The organism is Bacillus sp. RC251 (assembly GCF_044908765.1).
GTDB lineage: Bacteria > Bacillota > Bacilli > Bacillales > Bacillaceae_G > Bacillus_A > Bacillus_A wiedmannii.
In genome coordinates this window covers 12,590-33,797 of record NZ_JBIYDP010000009.1, presented here as the reverse complement: position 1 = coordinate 33,797, position 21,208 = coordinate 12,590, and the positions used below count along the sequence as shown (strand labels likewise).

At 33.7% G+C, this 21,208-nt stretch carries 19 protein-coding genes and 4 pseudogenes; 16 read left to right on the top strand and 7 right to left on the bottom strand.

Annotated elements, in window-relative coordinates; translation table 11 throughout:
- Positions 1-37 precede the first annotated feature (37 nt).
- The 4 genes from iolD to ABH961_RS22015 all read left to right on the top strand — a co-directional run bounded on the left by iolD (position 38) and on the right by ABH961_RS22015 (position 4,851).
- A complete protein-coding gene (gene iolD / locus ABH961_RS22030; protein WP_404520005.1) occupies positions 38-1,972 on the top strand; it encodes a 3D-(3,5/4)-trihydroxycyclohexane-1,2-dione acylhydrolase (decyclizing) in 1,935 nt (644 codons plus the stop codon).
- Between the two features lie 122 nt (positions 1,973-2,094).
- Entirely contained in the window at positions 2,095-2,991 is an 897-nt protein-coding gene (gene iolE / locus ABH961_RS22025) for a myo-inosose-2 dehydratase (RefSeq protein ID WP_404520004.1), read from the top strand.
- Positions 2,992-3,119: 128 nt separating this feature from the next.
- Positions 3,120-3,965 carry a class II fructose-bisphosphate aldolase gene (locus tag ABH961_RS22020; protein ID WP_404520003.1) on the top strand — a complete coding sequence of 282 codons (846 nt, stop codon included), beginning with the start codon at positions 3,120-3,122 and terminating at the stop codon, positions 3,963-3,965.
- Positions 3,966-4,059: 94 nt separating this feature from the next.
- The gene (locus ABH961_RS22015; protein ID WP_404520002.1) at positions 4,060-4,851 is read left to right on the top strand and encodes a 5-deoxy-glucuronate isomerase; all 792 of its coding nucleotides are present in this window, start codon (positions 4,060-4,062) and stop codon (positions 4,849-4,851) included.
- Between the two features lie 238 nt (positions 4,852-5,089).
- Here ABH961_RS22015 and ABH961_RS22010 read toward each other — a convergent pair whose 3' ends face one another.
- Positions 5,090-5,296 carry a hypothetical protein gene (locus ABH961_RS22010; protein ID WP_404520001.1) on the bottom strand — a complete coding sequence of 69 codons (207 nt, stop codon included), beginning with the start codon at positions 5,294-5,296 and terminating at the stop codon, positions 5,090-5,092.
- A 273-nt stretch (positions 5,297-5,569) separates the two neighbouring features.
- On the opposite strand from ABH961_RS22010, the gene ABH961_RS22005 reads away from it, so the two are divergent.
- From ABH961_RS22005 to ABH961_RS21985, 5 genes are all read left to right on the top strand, one after another.
- A complete protein-coding gene (locus ABH961_RS22005; protein WP_404519999.1) occupies positions 5,570-6,151 on the top strand; it encodes a hypothetical protein in 582 nt (193 codons plus the stop codon).
- Between the two features lie 162 nt (positions 6,152-6,313).
- The gene (locus tag ABH961_RS22000; RefSeq protein ID WP_064472587.1) at positions 6,314-6,541 is read left to right on the top strand and encodes a hypothetical protein; all 228 of its coding nucleotides are present in this window, start codon (positions 6,314-6,316) and stop codon (positions 6,539-6,541) included.
- Between the two features lie 88 nt (positions 6,542-6,629).
- On the top strand, positions 6,630-7,079 hold the full coding sequence (locus ABH961_RS21995; protein ID WP_404519997.1) for a hypothetical protein: 450 nt from the start codon (positions 6,630-6,632) through the stop codon (positions 7,077-7,079).
- 22 nt (positions 7,080-7,101) lie between these two features.
- Positions 7,102-7,380, top strand: a complete 279-nt coding sequence (locus tag ABH961_RS21990; RefSeq protein WP_404519996.1) for a GIY-YIG nuclease family protein — start codon at positions 7,102-7,104, stop codon at positions 7,378-7,380.
- Positions 7,381-8,002: 622 nt separating this feature from the next.
- Positions 8,003-8,839 carry an aminoglycoside 6-adenylyltransferase gene (locus ABH961_RS21985; protein ID WP_098155302.1) on the top strand — a complete coding sequence of 279 codons (837 nt, stop codon included), beginning with the start codon at positions 8,003-8,005 and terminating at the stop codon, positions 8,837-8,839.
- 213 nt (positions 8,840-9,052) lie between these two features.
- Here the strand turns inward: ABH961_RS21985 and ABH961_RS21980 are convergent, their stop codons facing one another.
- Positions 9,053-9,337 (bottom strand): hypothetical protein, encoded by a 285-nt coding sequence (locus tag ABH961_RS21980; protein WP_255262816.1) that lies wholly within the window; start codon positions 9,335-9,337, stop codon positions 9,053-9,055.
- A 2-nt stretch (positions 9,338-9,339) separates the two neighbouring features.
- Positions 9,340-10,950, bottom strand: a complete 1,611-nt coding sequence (gene dnaX / locus ABH961_RS21975; RefSeq protein ID WP_404519994.1) for a DNA polymerase III subunit gamma/tau — start codon at positions 10,948-10,950, stop codon at positions 9,340-9,342.
- Positions 10,951-11,378: 428 nt separating this feature from the next.
- Here dnaX and tnpB point away from each other — a divergent pair, with 428 nt between their 5' ends.
- Positions 11,379-12,500: an IS200/IS605 family element RNA-guided endonuclease TnpB gene (gene tnpB / locus ABH961_RS21970; protein ID WP_064472591.1), complete on the top strand. Its 1,122-nt coding sequence runs from the start codon at positions 11,379-11,381 to the stop codon at positions 12,498-12,500.
- A 155-nt stretch (positions 12,501-12,655) separates the two neighbouring features.
- The gene (locus tag ABH961_RS21965) at positions 12,656-13,939 is read left to right on the top strand and encodes a DUF2325 domain-containing protein (protein WP_404519992.1); all 1,284 of its coding nucleotides are present in this window, start codon (positions 12,656-12,658) and stop codon (positions 13,937-13,939) included.
- 547 nt (positions 13,940-14,486) lie between these two features.
- On the opposite strand, the gene ABH961_RS21960 is transcribed toward ABH961_RS21965, so the two are convergent.
- Positions 14,487-14,810 (bottom strand): hypothetical protein, encoded by a 324-nt coding sequence (locus ABH961_RS21960; RefSeq protein WP_404519990.1) that lies wholly within the window; start codon positions 14,808-14,810, stop codon positions 14,487-14,489.
- A 46-nt stretch (positions 14,811-14,856) separates the two neighbouring features.
- Positions 14,857-16,326: a hypothetical protein gene (locus ABH961_RS21955; RefSeq protein WP_404519988.1), complete on the bottom strand. Its 1,470-nt coding sequence runs from the start codon at positions 16,324-16,326 to the stop codon at positions 14,857-14,859.
- Positions 16,327-16,332: 6 nt separating this feature from the next.
- Here ABH961_RS21955 and ABH961_RS21950 point away from each other — a divergent pair.
- Both ABH961_RS21950 and ABH961_RS21945 read left to right on the top strand, forming a co-directional pair.
- A pseudogene (locus tag ABH961_RS21950) lies at positions 16,333-16,662 on the top strand (Rpn family recombination-promoting nuclease/putative transposase); the annotation flags it as partial.
- 506 nt (positions 16,663-17,168) lie between these two features.
- Positions 17,169-17,594 carry a DUF4879 domain-containing protein gene (locus ABH961_RS21945; protein ID WP_064472726.1) on the top strand — a complete coding sequence of 142 codons (426 nt, stop codon included), beginning with the start codon at positions 17,169-17,171 and terminating at the stop codon, positions 17,592-17,594.
- Between the two features lie 147 nt (positions 17,595-17,741).
- Here ABH961_RS21945 and ABH961_RS21940 read toward each other — a convergent pair.
- A pseudogene (locus ABH961_RS21940) lies at positions 17,742-17,957 on the bottom strand (hypothetical protein); the annotation flags it as partial.
- Positions 17,958-18,047: 90 nt separating this feature from the next.
- Between ABH961_RS21940 and ABH961_RS21935 the strand changes: the two are divergent.
- A pseudogene (locus ABH961_RS21935) lies at positions 18,048-18,169 on the top strand (recombinase family protein); the annotation flags it as partial.
- Between the two features lie 295 nt (positions 18,170-18,464).
- On the opposite strand, the pseudogene ABH961_RS21930 reads toward ABH961_RS21935, so the two are convergent.
- Positions 18,465-18,765, bottom strand: a pseudogene (locus ABH961_RS21930) (hypothetical protein).
- Between the two features lie 476 nt (positions 18,766-19,241).
- Here ABH961_RS21930 and ABH961_RS21925 point away from each other — a divergent pair.
- Together ABH961_RS21925 and ABH961_RS21920 are read left to right on the top strand one after the other, a co-directional pair.
- Positions 19,242-20,150 carry an acyl-ACP desaturase gene (locus tag ABH961_RS21925; RefSeq protein WP_404519986.1) on the top strand — a complete coding sequence of 303 codons (909 nt, stop codon included), beginning with the start codon at positions 19,242-19,244 and terminating at the stop codon, positions 20,148-20,150.
- A gap of 217 nt (positions 20,151-20,367) precedes the next feature.
- Positions 20,368-20,829: a CarD family transcriptional regulator gene (locus ABH961_RS21920; RefSeq protein WP_000486309.1), complete on the top strand. Its 462-nt coding sequence runs from the start codon at positions 20,368-20,370 to the stop codon at positions 20,827-20,829.
- The last annotated feature ends 379 nt before the right edge of the window (positions 20,830-21,208 follow it).

Below are 21,208 nucleotides of genomic sequence, written 5' to 3'. Positions count from 1 at the left end.
GCAGAATGACTGATAGAGATAGAAAGGAGCAAATCATATGCAAACTGTTAGAATGACGACTGCGCAAGCATTGGTGAAATTTTTGAACGAGCAGTATGTAGAGTTTGATGGAAAGCAACAAAAGTTTATTAAGGGAATCTTTACGATTTTTGGTCATGGGAATGTAGTAGGCCTAGGTCAAGCTTTAGAAGAAGACGCAGGGGAATTAGAAGTATACCAAGGGAGAAATGAACAAGGAATGGCAAATGCTGCGATGGCCTTTGCAAAACAAAAACATAGAAAACAAATTATGGCATGTACTTCTTCTGTAGGTCCTGGATCAGCAAATATGATTACCTCTGCAGCAACAGCTTCTGCAAATAATATTCCCGTTTTATTACTTCCAGGAGATGTATTTGCAACGAGACAACCTGATCCTGTTCTTCAACAAATTGAACAAACACATGATTTATCTATTTCTACAAATGATGCTTTTCGTGCAGTAAGTAAGTACTGGGACCGGATAAACCGTCCTGAACAATTGATGACAGCTATGATTCAAGCGGTGCGTGTTTTAACGAATCCGGCAGATACAGGTGCTGTAACAATTTGTTTACCACAAGATGTCCAGGGGGAAGCATGGGATTTTCCAGATTACTTCTTCCAAAAGCGTGTTCACCGTATTGAACGTCGTCTACCTACAAAAGCCAGCTTAGCGGATGCAGTGGAAATGATTAAGAGAAAGAAAAAGCCAGTTATGATTTGCGGTGGTGGTGTAAGATACGCAGAAGCGGCAGAAGAGTTAAAACAGTTTGCTGAAACATTCCACATTCCATTTGGAGAAACACAAGCTGGAAAAAGTGCAATTGAAAGTAGTCACCCATATAATCTTGGTGGCATCGGGGTAACTGGAAATATAGCAGCTAATACAATTGCAAAGGAAGCGGATCTTGTTATTGGAATCGGGACGAGATTTACTGATTTTACAACGGCATCTAAACAATTATTTCAAAATGAGGAAGTTGAGTTTTTAAACATCAATATTTCAGAATTCCATGCGAATAAGCTGGATGCATTAAAGATTATAGCAGATGCGAAAGAAGCGCTTCTTGCTCTAATAGATGAACTGCAAGTAATGGATTATCGATCTAGTTATACAGTAGAAATTGTAGAGGCAAAAGAGTCTTGGGAAACAGAATTATCACGTCTACATAATATTCGCTTTACAGGTCAAGATTTCACACCAGAAGTAGAAGGCCATTTTGATGGAAAATTAAATGAGTATGTAGACGCACTTGGTACACAATTAACACAGACTGCAGTCATTGGACAAATCAATACATTACTCGATGAAGATGCAATTATTGTTGGTGCGGCAGGAAGTCTTCCAGGTGATTTACAAAGAATGTGGGCACCCAGAAAACCAAATACATATCACATGGAGTATGGATACTCTTGTATGGGCTATGAGGTTGCAGGCGCACTTGGTGCAAAGCTAGCTGAACCATTGAAAGAAGTATATGCAATGGTAGGAGATGGCAGTTACCAAATGCTGCATTCTGAGCTCGTAACAAGTCTTCAAGAAAACAAAAAAATTAATGTTTTATTGTTTGATAACTCCGGATTTGGCTGCATTAATAACTTACAAATGGGTAATGGAATGGGAAGCTTTGGAACAGAGTTTCGCTACAGAAACCAAGAAACTCGTAAATTAAACGGAGCTATTATGAAAATTGATTTTGCAGCTAGCGCGGCTGGATATGGTGTGAAAACATATCGCGTTACATCAATAGAACAATTACAGGAAGCGCTTAAGGATGCGAAAAAACAAACAGTTTCTACATTAATTGATATTAAAGTATTACCAAAAACAATGACAAATGGATACGATTCATGGTGGCATGTAGGTGTTGCAGAAGTATCTAATAATCAAAGTGTACAAGCTGCTTACGAGAGTAAAGTAAGCAGCTTGCAAAAGGCAAGATCTTATTAGATTAGGGCACAAAGAGAGCTTTTTATCTACATGCATATTGTTTAGGAAGCTCTCTTTTTAATGAACAGATAAGAGAATTTGGCAAAATTCTATCACATTTTGTAAAGAGGAGCGACAAGGGGATGTTCAAAGAAAATACAATTAAGCTTGGAATTGCACCAATTGCTTGGACAAATGATGATATGCCGGAGCTAGGGGCCGAAAATACGTTTGAACAATGTATTAGTGAAATGGCACTAGCTGGATTTAATGGAAGTGAAGTAGGTAATAAATATCCGAGAAATACTGTTGTATTAAAAAAATCTTTGGAATTACGAAACTTGGAGATTGCTAGTGCATGGTTTAGTACGTTTTTAACAACGAAGCCGCTTGAAGAGACGGTACAAGCATTTATTAAGCATAGAGATTTCTTATATGATATGGGTGCAAAAGTCATCGTTGTTTCAGAGCAAGGACATAGCATTCAAGGTTTAATGGATGTACCGCTATTTCAAAACAAGCCCGTGTTTACGGAAGAAGAGTGGGATAAGCTTGCGGATGGGTTACATCACCTCGGTAAATTAGCTCAGGAAAAGGGGCTACATATTGTATACCATCATCATATGGGTACGGGTGTTCAAACAACGGCAGAAATTGAAAAATTAATGGATATGACTGATCCAGAGCTTGTATCCTTGCTTTTTGATACAGGTCATCTTGTTTTTTCAGGAGAAGAGCCGCTTTATATTTTGAAAAAATATTTACCTCGTATTAAACATGTACATTTAAAAGATATTCGCCAAGAAGTAGTAGATGCTGTAAAGGAAAATGAATTAAGCTTCTTACAGGCAGTGAAGAATGGTGCATTTACAGTTCCCGGGGATGGCGTAATAGTATTTGATGAAGTGTTTACTATCCTTGCAAACTCTGATTATAAGGGCTGGTTTGTGGTAGAAGCAGAGCAAGATCCAGCTTTAGCGAATCCTTTTGAATACGCATTAAAAGCCCGAAAATTTATACAAGAGAAAGCAGGTCTGTAATTTAAGCATTTTAAGATTATCCCTAAGTAAATGGTATGGTAATCAACATGTCTTCTTACAAAAGGGGTAAAAAGACGTGAAGGTTGGTTTTACATGTAATAAATAATATTGAAATAGGGGAGTATGTAATGCCATTAGTTCAAATGAAAGATATTTTAATTAAAGCAAATCAAGAGAATTATGGGGTTGGAGCTTTTAGTGTCGCTAATATGGAAATGGTAATGGGAACTATTAAAGCAGCTGAAGAGTTAAGCTCACCTCTTATTCTACAAATTGCGGAAGTTCGTTTGAATCATTCGCCAATTCATATGATTGGTCCTTTGATGGTAGCTGCGGCGAAAAAAGCGACTGTCCCAGTAGCGGTTCACTTTGATCATGGTATGACGTTTGAAAAGATTAAAGAGACATTAGAAATTGGGTTTAGTTCGGTTATGTTTGATGGCTCTCACTATCCGTTAGAGGAGAATATCCAAAAGACAATAGAAATTGTAGCGCTTGCGAAACAGTACGGAGCGACGGTAGAAGCTGAGATTGGCAGAGTAGGTGGTAGTGAGGACGGATTAGAAGATATTGAAATGTTACTGACAAGCACTACAGAAGCAAAACGATTTGCAGAAGAAACAGACGTTGATGCGTTAGCTGTTGCGATTGGAAATGCGCACGGTATGTACAATGGAGATCCTGATTTACGATTAGACCGCTTGCAGGAGATTAATGAGGTAGTTCGTATTCCTCTAGTATTACATGGTGGTTCTGGCATTAGTCCAGAGGATTTCAAGCAATGTATTCAACATGGTGTTTGTAAAATTAATGTGGCAACAGCGACGTTTCAGAATGTAATTGCTGCGGTTAACGCTGCTATCCTAAATGCTCCTTATTCAGATTATTTTATGTATCATCAAGATGCAATTGAGGCCGCATACGAAAACGTTAAAAATCATATGCTCATATTCGGAAGTGAAAACAAAGCATAACCAGAAAGGTTTTCTTCATTAATATCAGAAGGAACTCAAAATATAGTTAGCTGACAAAGATAGAGTAGCCATTAATTAAAAGGGGGAGAAAGCCGTGTTAGGAAAATTAGGTGAATTAAATGAAGGGTATAATGTCTTAACAGAAATGAACGGTCAATGTAGTGATATGTTAATGGACATAGGCATATATAAGATGTCTAATGGGATAGAAGAGTTACTATTTAATGATAAGAATGAAACGGCAATTCTTTTACTAGAAGGTGCAATACGTTTAGAGTGGGAAGGAATGGAACAAGTTATTCAAAGACAGTCTGTTTTTGAAGAAAACCCTTGGTGTTTGCATGTATCTAAAAATGTGAAGGTTACAATTACTGCTCTTTCAGATAGTGAAGTGCTAGTCCAAAAAACGGATAATGATCAAGAATTTGCTTCTAAGTTATATACTCCAAATGAGTGTCAAAGTGTTGTAGCTGGAGAAGGAGTATGGGAAGGAACAGCGCAGCGTGTTATTCGTACGATTTTTGACTATGACAATGCAGCATATTCTAATATGGTAGTAGGAGAAGTTATTTCTTATCCAGGGCGATGGTCCAGTTATCCACCACATCACCATGATCAGCCAGAAGTATATTATTATCGCTTTAATAAGCCACAGGGATTTGGATGTGCAATGGTTGGCGAGGATGCATATCGCGTTGTACATAATAGCTTTATTACAATTCCGGGTGAGCTAGACCATCCACAAGCAACAGCGCCTGGATATGCCATGTATTTTTGTTGGATGATTCGACATCTTGAGAATAATCCTTGGAATGATCGTATCATGGAGGAAGAGCACAAGTGGTTATTAGAACCAAACGCGAAAATTTGGCCAGAAAAGGAATAGACCAAAATAAAAACGAGCAATCCTCTTCATAGTGATAAGGTGCTCGTTTTTTTTATTTGTACGTGGAAAGGAAAATCCCTCTTACTGTTATCGCCGGATTATTGTCCTGCAAACATTTAAAGAAGGAGAATTCTATCAGAAATTATGTAAAATAAATCTTTTATTTTGGTCTGTGTTTTTGACTTGTTAGTTATTCATGGGAAAAATTAGTTTATTGGTTATTGAGTTTTTTTGTAATTTATTTTTTGTTTTTTGTTCTATCTACATCTGAAATGGGTAAGTCTGTGCTGTATAGGTCTTGGTTATTATCTTTATTGTTATTGTTTGGATTATGTTCCACTTGAGATGATGTTTCTAGCATTTGTTCTTGCTCCTTACTAGGGGTATTCAGGGCATCCGATGGGATGCGATTAATCTGTTTGCTTAATAGGTTTTCTTTGTCCATATTATACAGCTCCTTTTTGGAATGAGAAAAAAACAGTGGAATTATTAGTTGACACTCCGATATTTTTTGTCTTTGAAAGGAATTATATACAAACTTATATTGCAAAGTTAACTAATAAGAAAATGTTAGTGGTGAATAAAGAGGTACAGAATTGAAATTCGAAAATGTGGTTCTTCTATCTAAAAAGATATGATTTGATATTTTCTTAGTTTTGGTTAGGTAAGTTTATATACTTAAAGTAAAGGGCTTAATTCATTTAAGGGGGATGATAATTTGGAGGTATTTAACTCAGCTGCTCCTGCACAAACAAATAATGAAGAGTTACCATTCGATATTTCCTGGATGACTGATTGGATTGTAGACTGGTTTGGTTCTTTGTTTAATGGCGGCAGTGATGTAATAAAAGATGGGGGAGATAAAATAGATGGGGCAGTCCATGCGAGTGTGCCTGCATTCTTTGATGTTATTTTCCTTATTCTTTCTGTAGTAATCTTAATATCATTACTAGTTTTTGGAGCTTCTTTATGGTTTAAACATATAAAGTGGAAAAAAAGATCTATATATTTTGGAGTAGGATCCTTCATTCTCATACTACTAATAAGGATTTTACCGGTGTTAATGCTGACAACACGTTCTTTTGATTTTCAAACTTTTATGGGTAATATGGTGGGTTTAATCACTTCTATAATTTTAGGGACAGCTGTATTAATGTTTTTAATATCTCTAGCACTAGGTATGCTTTATAAGAAATTTGAACATCCGAAATATGGGAAATGGAGTTCGAGTTTGAGATATAGTTCAATTTTTATATTTGTAATGACATTGATAGTACCCGCCTTGTTGCGCCATTTATAATCTATGTTTATCTAGGGGAAGGAGGGAATAGTGCAGGTAATTTCTATTATTTTTCGGTGTAATTATACTAGCACTCGTTCTCCTCTAATTTTCTGAATTAAGTCTTAGACATTAAAAAGAATTTTGTTGTACGAAGTTTTGGCAAAGGGGGGAGAGGTACTAGTGACTACTTTTGTTGTCATGGTGAGTATATTCTTAATTCTGTTCGTAATTGGTCCTAAAGCGACTAAGAAAAAAGAAGAAAGAGATAAAATTGAAAAAGAACATAAAGAGAAAATGGAGGCTTTAGAGGAAGAAAAAATTGACTTGGACATTAATGGGACTAAAGTACGGTTACACAAGAAGCCTAAGCTAAAGAACAGCATCTATAGGATAAAGAGTGATCGGTAGCCAAAATTGAATTGCATTTAAGGGAGAATACAGTGATGGCAACAAAAAATTAAATCTAGTTTTATTTAACTACTAAGGGGGATTACTAATGTTTAATAGAACTAAAGAAGTACCAAAATATCAACAAATACATTCAGGAGTATATAAGTTTGAATTACCTTACGTCACAGGGTTATTTATGTCCACGGAATCAAATGAAGATAAGGTACGGGAAGTACAACGATTTCCTGTAGAAGTGTATGTTCTTAATGATAAAGACATAGCAAGAGATATAGGCGCAAGATTTGTGATGTATGGTAATAGTAGTCGATCAGTAGGAGATCGTTATGCTCAATTGGCAACGATTTTAAGGAGAGCTTATTTTACAGCACTATTTATTCCGGATGTTCCCCAAAAAATAAAATGGATTGAATACCGTGATTCTAAAAATACAGTACTGAATAAAGAAGAAATATTAGAAGTCGAATTAAAATGGGATGAAAAATCGGCATCTTATAGCTTTGTAGGAAATAGCTTCCTCAATAGTATTTTTGACTGAAATATCAAACGGAGAAATTTTTATGAAGCAAAATCAAAATAGTTTCTATGGAAAACCGATTACAAAATATCCCTCTGTAACAGTAGAATGCAAGGATATTGAAACTGGATTTCATTTAAATGTCGGTGATGTATATGTATTTTATTCGGTTACTGGGGTTAATTTGTATGTGGGAATGTCGAATAACTTGAGAGGACGTATCCTTGAACATTTAAAAGGCAAAAGCAAAGGTACAGAGCTTTTAAATCATTATTTTCATCGGGTAAAGGTATATCTTGTAGAAGATGAAAATGAAAGGTAATCTTATGAACATGAACTAATTAATGAATTATTTCCATTGTTCAATATTGCTGGGAATGACAGTATGCATAGAGACTTTCTGAGTCGTCTTCGTTCATTTGTAAAAGAGATTATTTCAGAACAAGAACAGAAAATTAAAGAACTTGAAAAACCAAGTGAAGAAAAGGTGGATATATTTGGTTGATTTTGTTCAGAATTTTTTAACCCCGCTTATATTTTATTTAAGCGGGGTTATGTTTTATGGAGTGTTTAATTACAGTCTATATTTTTATTTATCCGTACATATGCAATGTTCTCAACTAATTGAAAGTCATTTTCTATTAATTGATTAATAAATTCATTCGAATTGTTTTGCTTATCAATTTCCTTTAATAAAACAAAATCACCTGATTTTTTTTCTTTCCTCAATTGGTAGTGTATATAAATAATAATGTTGTTTAAAAAATGTTATGGTATTATGTTAAGAATAACATTTTATTCACTAAATAAATTTCAATCTAGAAAATGGAGGGTTTAGGATATTAATGATGGAGCACTTTATATAACGTTATACAATACAAATTAGAGGTCCTCCTTTTAGAAATGTTCATAAACATTATTTACATTTTTAGGAAGAATAAGGAATGCGTACAGAAAAAGAAATGATGGAATTGATATTAAAAGTTGCTAATGAAGATGAGAGAGTAAGAGCTGTTGGAATGAATGGTTCTAGAACAAACTCTAATGTACCAAAAGATAATTTCAGGGATTACGATATCGTTTATCTTGTATCAGATTTTCAATCGTTTTTAAATAATCCTGATTGGGTAGATGTTTTTGGGAAAAGGATTATAATGCAAACACCCGAGGACATGGAGTTAATCCCACCTGAATTAGATGGACGATTCACATACTTAATGTTATTTGAAGATGGGAATAGAATTGATTTAATGCTGATTCCTATTGAGGAAAGAAATGAGTATTGTTCTGAAGATGGATTAACAATTATTCTGTTAGATAAAGATGGAAATATGCCTACACTAGCTGGGCCAACAGATGAAGGATATTGGGTTAAAAAACCATCCGCTGTCTTTTTTGCTGATTGTTGTAATGAATTTTGGTGGATCTCAACTAATGTAGCTAAAGGGTTATGGAGAGAAGAAATACTTTATGCTTATGAACACTTAAATAGTGTAAGAGAAATGCTATTAACAATGCTGGAATGGAAAGTTGGCATTGAAACCAATTTTTCATTGAGTGTAGGAAAAAACAGTAAGTACCTAGAGCGCTATGTTAATAAGGACATATGGGAAAGTTTATTGAAGACGTACCCTAATGGAGAGTATAAACAAGGATGGAATTCCCTTTTTGAAATGATTCGTTTATTTGAACAAGTAGCTATTGAAGTTGCTGATGTTCTAGAATATCAATATCCTTACGAAGAAGCGAATAAGGTAAAGGATTATCTTAATCAAAAATAAACTCAATACTTTTAAAGAATTACACTTAAATGGTATGATAGTAGACTTAGAAATGCACAACTTTTGTATGCATTTTTAAACGACTTTATTGTTATATTTTTAAGTACAGTGAAGTATCTTATATTAAGAATTAAACAACTATCTTTTAACCCCGTTCGAAATTTAGAACGGGGTTATGCTTGCTTTAGATTTTTAAATTAAATAACTTTATTCTCACTTTACAGGTAGGTGCCTATTTTCAAGTATAACGTTTAGGATCCCTAATTCAATATTAGAAAAGGTATGATGCTTCGTTAACTTATTTGCTAGATGGAATGCAATTAATTGATAAAACGTTCTAATGTCATATGGGGGATTATTATAATACGTATATCTATTTGCTAGTTCGTTAAGTACATACAATAGATGATCAAATTCCATAGAAGATAAGGCGGAAATATCTGTAACTGGGAGTTTAGGTTTCTTTTTTCTTCCAAATGGTACTTTGATACGATTCATTTTTACACTTCCTTTTTTGTATTTATCTCTTCCCATTCACTTTTTTCTAAGTAAATCATCTTAATGGTGCGTCTAAGTAATTGTGAAATGGTTTTAGTAACTATGGAATCATTTAATGGATTATATAATGTCTCAACTTGCTGGGGATTTTCCATTACGAAAATAATATGGTGTTTGGATCCAGTAGCATGAACTATTTCTCCTAAACTATTTGCAATAAGGGGATTATCTTTCTTTATATGAGCAATACAGTTAGGGAGGAAAGTTTCTAATAATTTGCTTGTTTCCCAAGTAATTTCTGGTAAAACTATATCTTTTGCAGTTTCCTTAGCTTTAGGATCGCGATAAATTTGAATGTTTCTGCGTCTTTGATTAGAAGTGGGTTCTTCTTTTTGTTTTTCTAATTCGTCTAAACGCTGATTGAATGCTGCTATGGTATCAAGTAAACTTTGTAACAATGTTTGATTAAGTTCACTGGAATCTTCATTTTCATTCTTTTTGATATTCTGTTGGTTCGTTGATATTTCCTGCTCCAGCTGAAGTATCTTAACTAATGCAATTTCGATTAGCGTTGCTGCATATACAGAATTTTTTATTTTATACTGTACCGTAGTAAGCTCTTCAAGAATACTTGGAATCTTGGATAATGGTATTCGCTCAGCAAGGTTTATGAAGGCATTATTATAAATGGCCACTTTAAACATGTCAGTTTTTTGAGATAGATTAAATATCATGAGGTCTCTATAGTAACCGATTAAATCGCTTAAAAAGAAATCCGCTTGTTTTCTCTCTAGGATAGTCTGTAAAGAATCCAAAGTGCTAGTTAAATCTTTCTCAGTTATATAATGTATTAGTTTTTCAATATCCTGAATAGCTACCTTACCAACGACAGTTGCAACATGCTCTATTGTTACATTATTTGTTGCGTATGCGATGACTTGGTCCATTATACTAAGAGCATTTCTTAAACCACCTTCAGCTAATTGAGATATTAAATGTAATGCTTCGTCTGTAATCTGAATTCCTTGATCATTGGAGATGAATTTTAACCTGTCAATCATTGCTTGAAGAGGTATATTTCGAAATTCGAATTGTTGGCATCTAGAAATGATAGTTTTAGGAACTTTTTGTGGGTCTGTTGTAGCCAGTATGAAAATAACATGTGCTGGTGGCTCTTCTAATGTCTTTAATAGGGCATTAAATGCAGAATTTGAAAGCATATGCACTTCATCGATAATGTACACTTTATATTTTCCTGTAACCGGTGCTAAATGTACCTGGTCTCGTATCTGTCGTATTTCTTCCACTCCATTATTGCTTGCAGCATCAAATTCTAGAATGTCCGCGAATTTATTATTATTAATATCACTACAGTTAGCACACTTTTGACAAGGTTCACCATTACTTAATGGAGTTAAGCAGTTAACACCTTTTCCAATTATTTTGGCAACAGTTGTTTTTCCAGTACCCCGTGGCCCAGATAGAAGGTAGGCATGTGCTACTTTTTCTAATTTGATTGCATTCATGATTGTCGTTTTAATATGATCTTGCCCCACTAAATCGTTAAAGCTATTTGGTCTATACGCACGGTATAGTGCAACATAATTACTCATTAATATTCCTCCCATAAATATCAAATTTTATTAAATGGCAAGCCTTTTAAATGCAAAAAAGCAGCCAAATGAGTAGAGTTACTGTTCACATTTTCATGTGTTAACTCAACCCAAAGGGCTGCTTTTAATTTAAAGAAAAAAATCAAAAAGTAAAAATTATAAGAATGTTATAACTCTTGATATTGAAAAAAGGAAGATTAAAAACATTATCATTTTAGTCAAAAAGGCTTCTTCCTTAAGGAACGTGATGGGCACAGTCCAGCGAGTATGTGGAAGATGAATTGGCCTCGAAAAAGAGATAAAAGAAAGCCATCTTAATTATTCAATATATTTAAAGTATTACTGGGAAATTTGTCATTATCACTTCATTAAATGACGAATGTATGTTTGTTGTATAATAGATATATATCGGAAAGGAGGTGAAATGAATGCTAATTAATAAAGCATATAAATTTCGTATATATCCAAATAAAACACAAGCAACTTTAATTAATAAAACGATTGGTTGTTCACGTTTTGTATTCAATTATTTCCTATCTTTATGGGATAACTCATACAAAGAAACAGGAAAAGGTTTGACATATGGCGCATGCTCTGCCAAACTCCCTGCCATGAAGAAAGAGTTTGTTTGGCTAAAAGAAGTGGATAGTATTGCGATTCAGTCTTCTGTTCGAAATCTTGCGGATGCTTATATACGTTTTTTCAAAAAACAAAACAGTGCCCCGCGTTTCAAATCTAAGAAGAATAACGTACAATCTTATACCACAAAACAAACAAATGAAAACATTACCGTTGTAGGAAACAAAATTAAATTGCCAAAACTAGGTCTTATTCGATTTGCTAAAAGTCGTGAAATAACGGGACGTATTTTAAATGCTACAGTTAGACGGAACCCTTCTGGCAGATACTTTGTGTCATTGTTAGTTGAAACAAAAGTACAAGAACTTCCGAAAACACAATCTTACATTGGGATGGATGTAGGGCTAAAAGATTTCGCCATTTTGTCAGACGGAACAATCTATAAAAATCCGAAGTTTTTTCGATCATTAGAAGAGAAATTGGCGAAAGCACAGCGTGTTCTTTCTAGAAGAATGAAAGGTTCTACTCGCTGGAATAAACAGCGAGTAAAGGTAGCTAGAATTCATGAATACATGGCGAATGCTAGAAAAGATTACTTGGATAAAATCTCAACTGAAATCATCAAAAACCACGATGTTATCGGTATAGAGGATTTGCAGGTATCGAATATGTTAAAGAATCATAAGTTAGCAAAAGCAATTAGTGAGGTATCCTGGTCACAGTTTCGAATCATGTTGGAATATAAAGCAAAATGGTACGGCAAACAAGTCATTGTTGTATCAAAAACATTTGCTTCAAGCCAATTATGTTCTTGTTGTGGATCTCAAAATAAAGACGTTAAAAATCTAAACCTACGTAAATGGGACTGCCCTTCTTGTCGTACACACCATGATAGGGATTTTAACGCAAGTATCAATCTAAAGAATGAAGCGATAAGGCTTCTAACCGCAAGGACTGCGGGGTTAGCCTAATAAATTAGAGTTCGATAGAACTCTTTACTTAGGAATCCCTCACTTCTAAACGAAGTGAAGATATGGGTAGTTCAAGAATCGATTTGACACTCATAATTCCACATATTACTATTTAGAGAAGTTATCAGAAAATTCTTTTGTGGAGGGGATTAAAGATGGGTGAATTAGTATCAATTACGAAAAAGACAGACAAAGAGTTAATAAATTTATTTAAATATTATAGTGAGTGTTTTGAGGAAGGGGATTCTATAGCTCAGGATAAGATTTCTGATGAATTATTTACAACAGTGAAAGATGCTGTTACTCAATATTGGCTAGAATCTACGGAATCATTAAATGATGTTGTTGATTTGTACATTATTATTTCTTTAATAGAAAGCGATTCACCGAAACACAAGAAAATAATTACACGGTTTTTCAATGACGGTAAAATTTTCTTAACAGCGAAGGAAAAGAAACAAGGTAAACGTGGTAAAATTGATCGATTGTTAAAAGAATATAGTAAACCGCAGACCAAGGAAAGGCTTCAAAAAAACTTGAAGGTTGCTGGTGAAATTGAGATAGCACAATTACAAGCAGCGTATGATCAAACAGATAACCATCAGAAGAAAATTAAAGATGTGCAAGAAGTAATTGAGAAGTACGGAATGCATTTCACAATTTTTATTACTACTTATATAAAAACACAAGGAACAGACGATATGCATGATTTGTATTTAGAGGCTGCTCCATTCAGATACATTAACATTCTTGCAGAATTAGCAATATTTCATAAGGAGAGATATCCTAGTCAAGAAAAGGCCGAAGAGATTTCGTTTAAAGAGGAGCAGAATAAACTTCAAAGTAAGTTAAACGAGTATGAAAAAAAGTTTAATAAACAAGAGAAAATGTTAAATAAATATAAAATGGAAAATGAACATCTGAAAAAACAAAAAATCTCATCAGATGCTAAGGCATCAAGAGTTGTTAAACAAACAGAGAGGTCAGTAAATGAATTGATGACTGATTTGGCAACTGAGGAGGAAATCAAGTCAGAACAACATAAAAAAGAAGTAGCGTATTTAAATAAAATGATTGAACAAATGGCTCAAGAAATCATTCAATTGCAGAAAGAGGAAGAGCCGCAAGGAAATGTGTATAAGAATGATTTATCAGGAAAGAAAGTGGCTGTAATTGGTGGGAATAAAGAAAGATACTATAGAGAGTGCGTTGAAAAATACAATGCAGAAATTATATTTGTAGCAGAAGATCAGCATCGTAAAATAGATAGTGCAGTTAAAAAAGCTGATGTAGTCTTTTATCTAACAGAATTACTGAGTCATATATATCATGAATTAATTATCCCTGCAGCAGCTCGGTATAACACTCCTATTCGCTTTGTAAATAGTAAGGGAATTTCAGCATTTGAAAGTGCATTAAAAAGATATGCTAGTGAATAATATGCAAAGTGAATTGTATGTTTAAGTATGATATAATAGCTTTAATATATTTTTTGAATTTTCTTTCTCTTGTTTGAGATTATGCCCTTCGGGTAAAAGATCTATGTATATTGTACATGGCATTCTTTTTCCAGGAGGGCTGTTTTCATTAGTACACAAGTATGAAAGAGAGGGAAAGCTTTTAAAGATGTCAAAAAAACAAAGTGTATTTCTACCAGAGGGTTAATTTGAAGTAAAGGCAATACCTCAAGCTGAAATAGCTGATATTTACACTTCTAAGGAATTTATTGCTGATGATGAACTTGATTCATTTTATTTTAGAGCGTTAGAAGAAAAGAACATTTTTCTAAATGAGAAACAAATCGAGGCTGTTCAAAAAATTGATAAAGAATAAGCGATTGAAGGATGAAAACAGAAGACCATAAGGAAAACTGTATGAACAAATATAATGAAACAAGGCTCTTACTTTGTAGTCGTATCCACGAAGTAAAAGCCTTGTTTTTTCTAAAGCATGCTCAGAATATTTACGATTATTGATTTCAAGTTTTTAAAACTCATTTATTGTAACTGTAAAATGTGGTTTGAATTTTACTTTGATTTTTTTCTTTTCTTCTGTACCTAGAATGAATAGTGAATCATTACGAGTATATATTTCTTTCACCGATTCCATCTTGGTTTCTATGATACGTTTGTCTTCGTATAGCATTATCAATTCAACTGTTGCATCATAATAAAACATATTCATAACCAGTTCAAATCCAAGTGTATCGATTTTACTATATCGATACGCACCCGCACCTGGAATATAGTAATCTTCCGGCTCGCTTTCGAAAATTTCTAACAACTCATACTTATCATGTTTAATATCCAATATTCCTCAACCTTTTTGTCATAGATTACTTACTATGCTATTCATTCTATTCTTTTTTCTTTGCGGGAACAACTGTGATAACATCACCTTTATCATTTATAACTACGTAGCCTTCGTCCCTAACGTATTTCCAAGTACCAGGATTGTCTCCTGGTTTGCGAGTGCCCGTTTTTATAATATCTTCAACTACATTTGGAGTCATTCCCCGAGGATCAACTTTCTTTAATTCTTCCATGTATTTATCTGATCCGAATGTATACCCTTTTCTTTCAGCTCGCTCACGTGCTCGTTTTGTAAGCTCGGCTCGAACTTGAACTGTATCAGGAGCCATTCTTTCAAGTGCATGTTCAGAGTATTTACGCCCATCAATAACGCCGCCACCTCTCGGCATACTCCATCCAATCTCTTCCGTTACTTTTGATACTTTTCCTAAATCCTTCGCTTTTTGTTCTAGTTCTCCATATTTACCAAACACACGACCAATAACTTTAGGAGACCCACCCACTAGTGTAGAAACAGTTCCCCAAACATAATCATCTGGACCATATTCTCTCTCTGTGAAAAATTCTCTTCCGTTATAAAGTTGCAGACCTTGTTTAATTTGCCCAACAACTGGCATAAAATCAAGTGACATGGACCCAAGTTCATTCGTACGCTTCTGTTCTTCCAGATATTCTTTCATTTTTTCAGGCGGTACACCAAAATCCTTAAGACGATTTGTTAAACCGTCCATGTTTCCGACATTTTTAGCTACGTTAGATGTATCAATTTTATATCCCGCAATCTTATTAGCAGAATCTAAAAGGTGGTTCGTAGCGTCGATACCTGACATGATATCTGTGTGAAGAGTCGGGAATGCTTGTTGCGCTTCTTTAATGTGTGTAGAAACACTTCTTGTTAAGTCTTCGACCATCAAAGCTTGCTTATGTAAAGATTTAGCTGCTGTATCTACTGATTTAGCAAATTTATCTACACTTTTATTAAAGGTGTGTAAATCTTTAGCCATGGATTTATATGCGGGTATCCTACCCTTGAAATCTTCATGCCAATCTTTTATATCTGTTGCAGTATCCTTTAATCCGTTTGCTTGTTTTTTTAATTCATCTTTCGGTAAGGAATCTATGAATCCTTTTATCGGTTGAACATATGCTTCATCTATTTCTACAGGAAAACCATAAGCTGCGTCTAGTTGTGCGGCAAAAATCTGTGCATATTGGTCCATAAATTCTGCCACGAGTTCTACTACTTGTTTTTTCGTTTCTGGTATCAAATCTTTTGCAGCTTGTACATTGTTAATCATTGTACCAGAGTCTTTTGTTGCTTTATCTAAAACCATAATACTATCTTTTAATAACATAAACTTATGGATTTTACTAAAATCATCCTCCATCATTTGCAAGTTCGTGAGGATAGATTGATATTTTACTTGTACATTTGGATCAGCTTCTTTTGCGTTTATGTTATCAACTAAGCTTTGTATATGAGATCCTTTTAAAGTCGTTAGGAACTGATTCAAACATCAGCACATGAAGATGAACATTTAACTCAAACATTGGAGGAGATTGCAATGAATCAAGATCCAATTTTACAAAAAGCGATGAATAAGTGGGAAAATATGAGCCATGACTCTTCTTTCCGAACAGCTTATGAAGCTCGTGAAAAGTTACTTCTAGATGAGCAAGCTAAGTTAGCACATGCTCGAGAAGATGGCTTAGAGGAAGGCATTGAAAAAGGTATTGAGAAAGGGAAAATTCAATTAATTCGTGGTATACATAAAAATGGTATGCCATTAGAAGACATTGCAAAATTCACAGGTCTAAGTACAGAAGAAATACGAAAATTACTATTGTAATATGTATTATTACAAAAACTTTGCGAAAAATATCGCAAAGTTTTTTATTTAGTCCTTTAAACATCAACTCCTTAAAATATTTTCCCTTTTTTAGACAGTTTACTTTTAATTTATATTAGTGTGATTTTAAAGTAAGTTGTACCGTTTGTAAAAAGTTTGATTAAAAATCCTGTATAAGGCCTCACCATACATGTCCATCAATTTAAGAAATGTATACACCCAAAAAACAAAAAAATGAGCTGATTTCTCAAGATAACTAACTGTAGAGAAAGAGAATTTTCATTTAGGGGGTACTTCAAAACCTTAGCTTGATGGCGATGGGACGTTATCCCATTAAGGAGTTTTTTAAATTGAAAGCAACGGATATATTATTATACATGTCAATCAATATGCTAAATTACATATCTAAAAAAGTATAATTTGTTAACAATTTCAAAATAATGATTATCCTTATAAAATTCTGTTAATATCAAACTTGTACCTATATAAAAGAAGGGGATGTTTATATGTTTAAAAAAGTTATATTAGGGATATCATCATTAGCAATGGCATCGGTAGTTGGTTTAGGAATGGCATCGGAGGCATCTGCAGGACCAGCGGCACCTCTAACTTCTTTAAGTGTAGTGAAAGTAGAGTCACAATTGGGTGGGGTTGAATACATTAATCCTAATAGTTTTAGTACAACTAAAGATCATGGGGGAAGTTACTTATATGTTTACACAAAAGAAATAGGGTATGGCCAGTTTCCTTTTGCGAAAATGAATGGATTTGATGTGAAAAGTATTGGTTCACAAATAATTGGTGGTAATCCTATTGTAGGTTGGGAATATAAATGGGATGCATCAAAGCATCAAGAAGGGACTTTTGAATATCAAAAGACTTCAATAAACTATCCAAGAGATACGTGGCGTACTTCGCTATATATTAAATAATTAGTTTTATATATTCCTAGCATAAAATCCCTGCACCTTGTGTGGGGATTTTTTCATAAAGAAAAGACACCCTAAGGTGCCTTCCTCCGACTTGAACCACTTTACTTTTAATAATATGTATTGGACTTCTGTCCAAATACAATTTTATCATATTTTCCGCAAAATGAAAGTGCATTCATTAGCCTGCTTAATGGTTTTATCCCTAACTTCTTTATATGTATTAAACTCTTTAGTTTTTATATCAACATTTATCTGTTAAAGGAAATCGCCTTTAGCGTATATAGGAAAGAATATTATTGGAGCTGAGTTTCCAGGCTCATCATAGTACTTTTTAGCTTTCTCTAAATCTTCTTTCTTACTAAATAGGGTAGTGACAGGGTAGTTGTCATAGACCGCAAAATAAGTAAGGTTGAACTAACAGTAGCATTAAAACCATCTATTATCATAATTAATATAGAAGAAACTTATTCTAAATGGAAAAGTGGGGAATAACAGCTATTATATTTATGGAAATGTTAGAGCTAAAGAAAAATACGTTTTATAAAATAATGAAGGAATATGAGAGAAAAAAGTAGCATCTTTCCTATGAAAAATCCAACTTTTCCCTGGCTGTAAGAATCCTGGAGTTTTTGCACCAGAACAGTATTATATATCGAGAAAAATAAAAGACAACTCTAATTAAGAGCTGTCTTTTTGTGTAATAAAATTCCCAAAATATGAAGATATACAAGCGAATATAATACGTTATGGTTGATATTATAACGAAAATAAATAATATTGTGAATAAAAATAATATTCTAATTATTTTTTGGGGTTTTAGTTAAAAATCTTCGAAAATAAACCTTTTATAAAGGTTTATTTTAAATATGATTATTGTATTTCGAGGGGCTCCTTATAAATCTTAGCTATATATTTTACAAAATCAATGACGGGATAGTGTATGAGTGAACGGTGCTGCGTAAAACGAACCCCTGCTTTTTCCATTTTCGAAATGAGTTGTTCAACTTCCAACTCTTTTTTTTTGTATTCTATTATAATTTTGATATACAATGTTTTTCCATTGATAGGAAGAGCCGTGAAAATAACTCTCTCCTTTTACCATGTGACTAAATATAATTTCTATTTTTTCTCTACGTTGTTTTTCCTTCATATGCGCTTCCGTTGACTGCATGTTTATCGCCTCTTCCCTTTGTGTTGTATACTGTTTCACAAAATTCGGTCTAAATTATCATAGTCAATGTACATTGTTCTTGTTGGGAATTGTCGTTAAAGGCTATCTCATCAACTGTACTTGTTTTTCAAGCGCTTAATCTAATAAATTTGATCTTACATCTAAATAAGTTGATAGTGTGTATAAAATACTATCAATCTTTATTATAAAACGATTCTATATAGGCATGCACCTTTTTACACTCACCAAGATTTACAACATGACGAGTATGTTCATCCATGAATGTTATCCTCAGTATCCTTTTTTATATGAAAAAATCATATAAAAACATAGCGCTCTTAAGGAGTTTTTTTACAAATTTATTATGTTGGACTTAAAAAAAGGAAAGTAATATTTATTTGTAGAAAATTTTTAAGGATAAAAATGAATGTAAAAATAGGATGACTATCTATGATAAGAAAAGGGGGCACTTATATATGCTAACAAATGATTTAGATTTCCGATTAGAACCACGTTTAAAAGAACTGTATGAACAACATAAAATAAGAGCGCAGAAGATAGACTGGGGTTATCATGAGTTTTTACCATGGGATAAGGGAATGGACTTTAACAGAGTTCCTTGGGATGAAAGTCAAGTTACTCTTCCTTCTGGCGTAATTACGGCTATTGAAACAGCTTTATTAACAGAAGTGAATTTACCATGGTTTACAACGTATTTATCTGCAACTTTTAAAGGATCCCTTTCTGTTATTACAGACTTTATTCATACCTGGACCTCAGAAGAGGATCAACATTCGAATTTATTGGAGACATATTTACTACTCACTCGAAGTGTGAATCCTAAACGAATACATGAATTAAGAAAGTCAGTCGTTGAGGGTGGATTTGAACCTGATTTTCACACACCAATCGAAGCAATGACATATACGACCCTACAAGAACTTGCAACAATGGTGTTTTACAATAATGTAGCTAAGGTGGCAAGTAAGCATGATCCAGATCTTGCTACATTATTACGCCGTCTTGCCAAAGATGAGACTCTTCATTATGCGTTTTATCGAGACGTCATTCGAACACATTTGGAATTAGAACCTAATTATTGCTATCATATTGCCAATGTGATTAAGAATTTTAAAATGCCAGGTGCCGTCATGCCTGATTTTGAAAATAGAATGGCTGTAATTGCAAAAGAAGCGAACTATGGACCACTACAATATTTTGATCAAGTACTTGATGTAGTAGTTGATTATTGGGGGTTAAAAGACTTACGACCAATTGCACCTTTAGCTGAAAAAGCAAGAATTGAGATTTTGGAATACCACACAAGATTGAAAAAAATACGGGATCGATTTGGTCGTTTTCAAGGGAAAGCTGATCTACGTTAATGAGTAGAGATTTCAGAATATAAGCGAGGACATTCCCATGCCCTTTGTGGGAAATCTGACACACTCCCTATTGTTTTGGGGGTGTTTTCTACTTAATTTAATTTTTGTTAAAAATGTTATTGACGACAAAAATGATTTTATGATATTATAAAATATTTGATAAAAAATAAAATATATGTTAAGGTTAAGAAGGTTACCATATATGGAGGTGGATTATATGTTTCAAATTGGCGATAACATTGTTTATCCAATGCACGGAGCAGGTATAATTGAAGCCATAGAAGAAAAAGAATTCTCAGGGAAAAAACAACAGTATTATGTGATAAAAATGTCAATCCGTAATATGCAAGTAATGATTCCTACGGGAAAAATATTGAGTTCGAGTATACGACCAGTTACTGATATACTTGCATTAAAACACATTATACATATTTTCCAGCATGGAGAATCAGATAGATTACTGCCGTGGAAACAAAGGCATAAAGTGAACACGGACAAAATAAAAACGGGTGAAATACAAGAAGGTGCTGAAGTTGTACGTGATTTAATGCGTATGAAGAAAGAAAAAGCACTGAATACAAGCGACAAAAAAATGTTGGATAACGCACATGAATTTTTGATTAGTGAACTAGGATTAATTAAAGGTATCACTGAAAATCAAATAAAAAGTTTCTGTTAAGGTTCATTATAGATAATGTATTACATCTCCCGGAAATATCCTGAATTTTTCGGGAATATGATGATTATTAAAAGTAAATCATTTCAAAGACATTCAACTTCTTCAACTCACTTTTAGAGTAGAAACCTCTTTTGTTATTACTTCAATCTAATCCATTTTTATTTTTAAATTTCTTTTACGAACGTTCGAAGTTTCATTAAATAACTCGATCAAATAGTCACTTGATTTTTGCAATCCTGATTCACACTGGCACGGACAAGGAGCCGTAAGGATGAAAGAGAGGTAGGGCTTTCATTGTTTTAGGTATATATATCTAAGTCATTATTTCTAGAAGAAAAAACAATCAATCTCATCTCTATCTTTAAGAATTTTTACATTT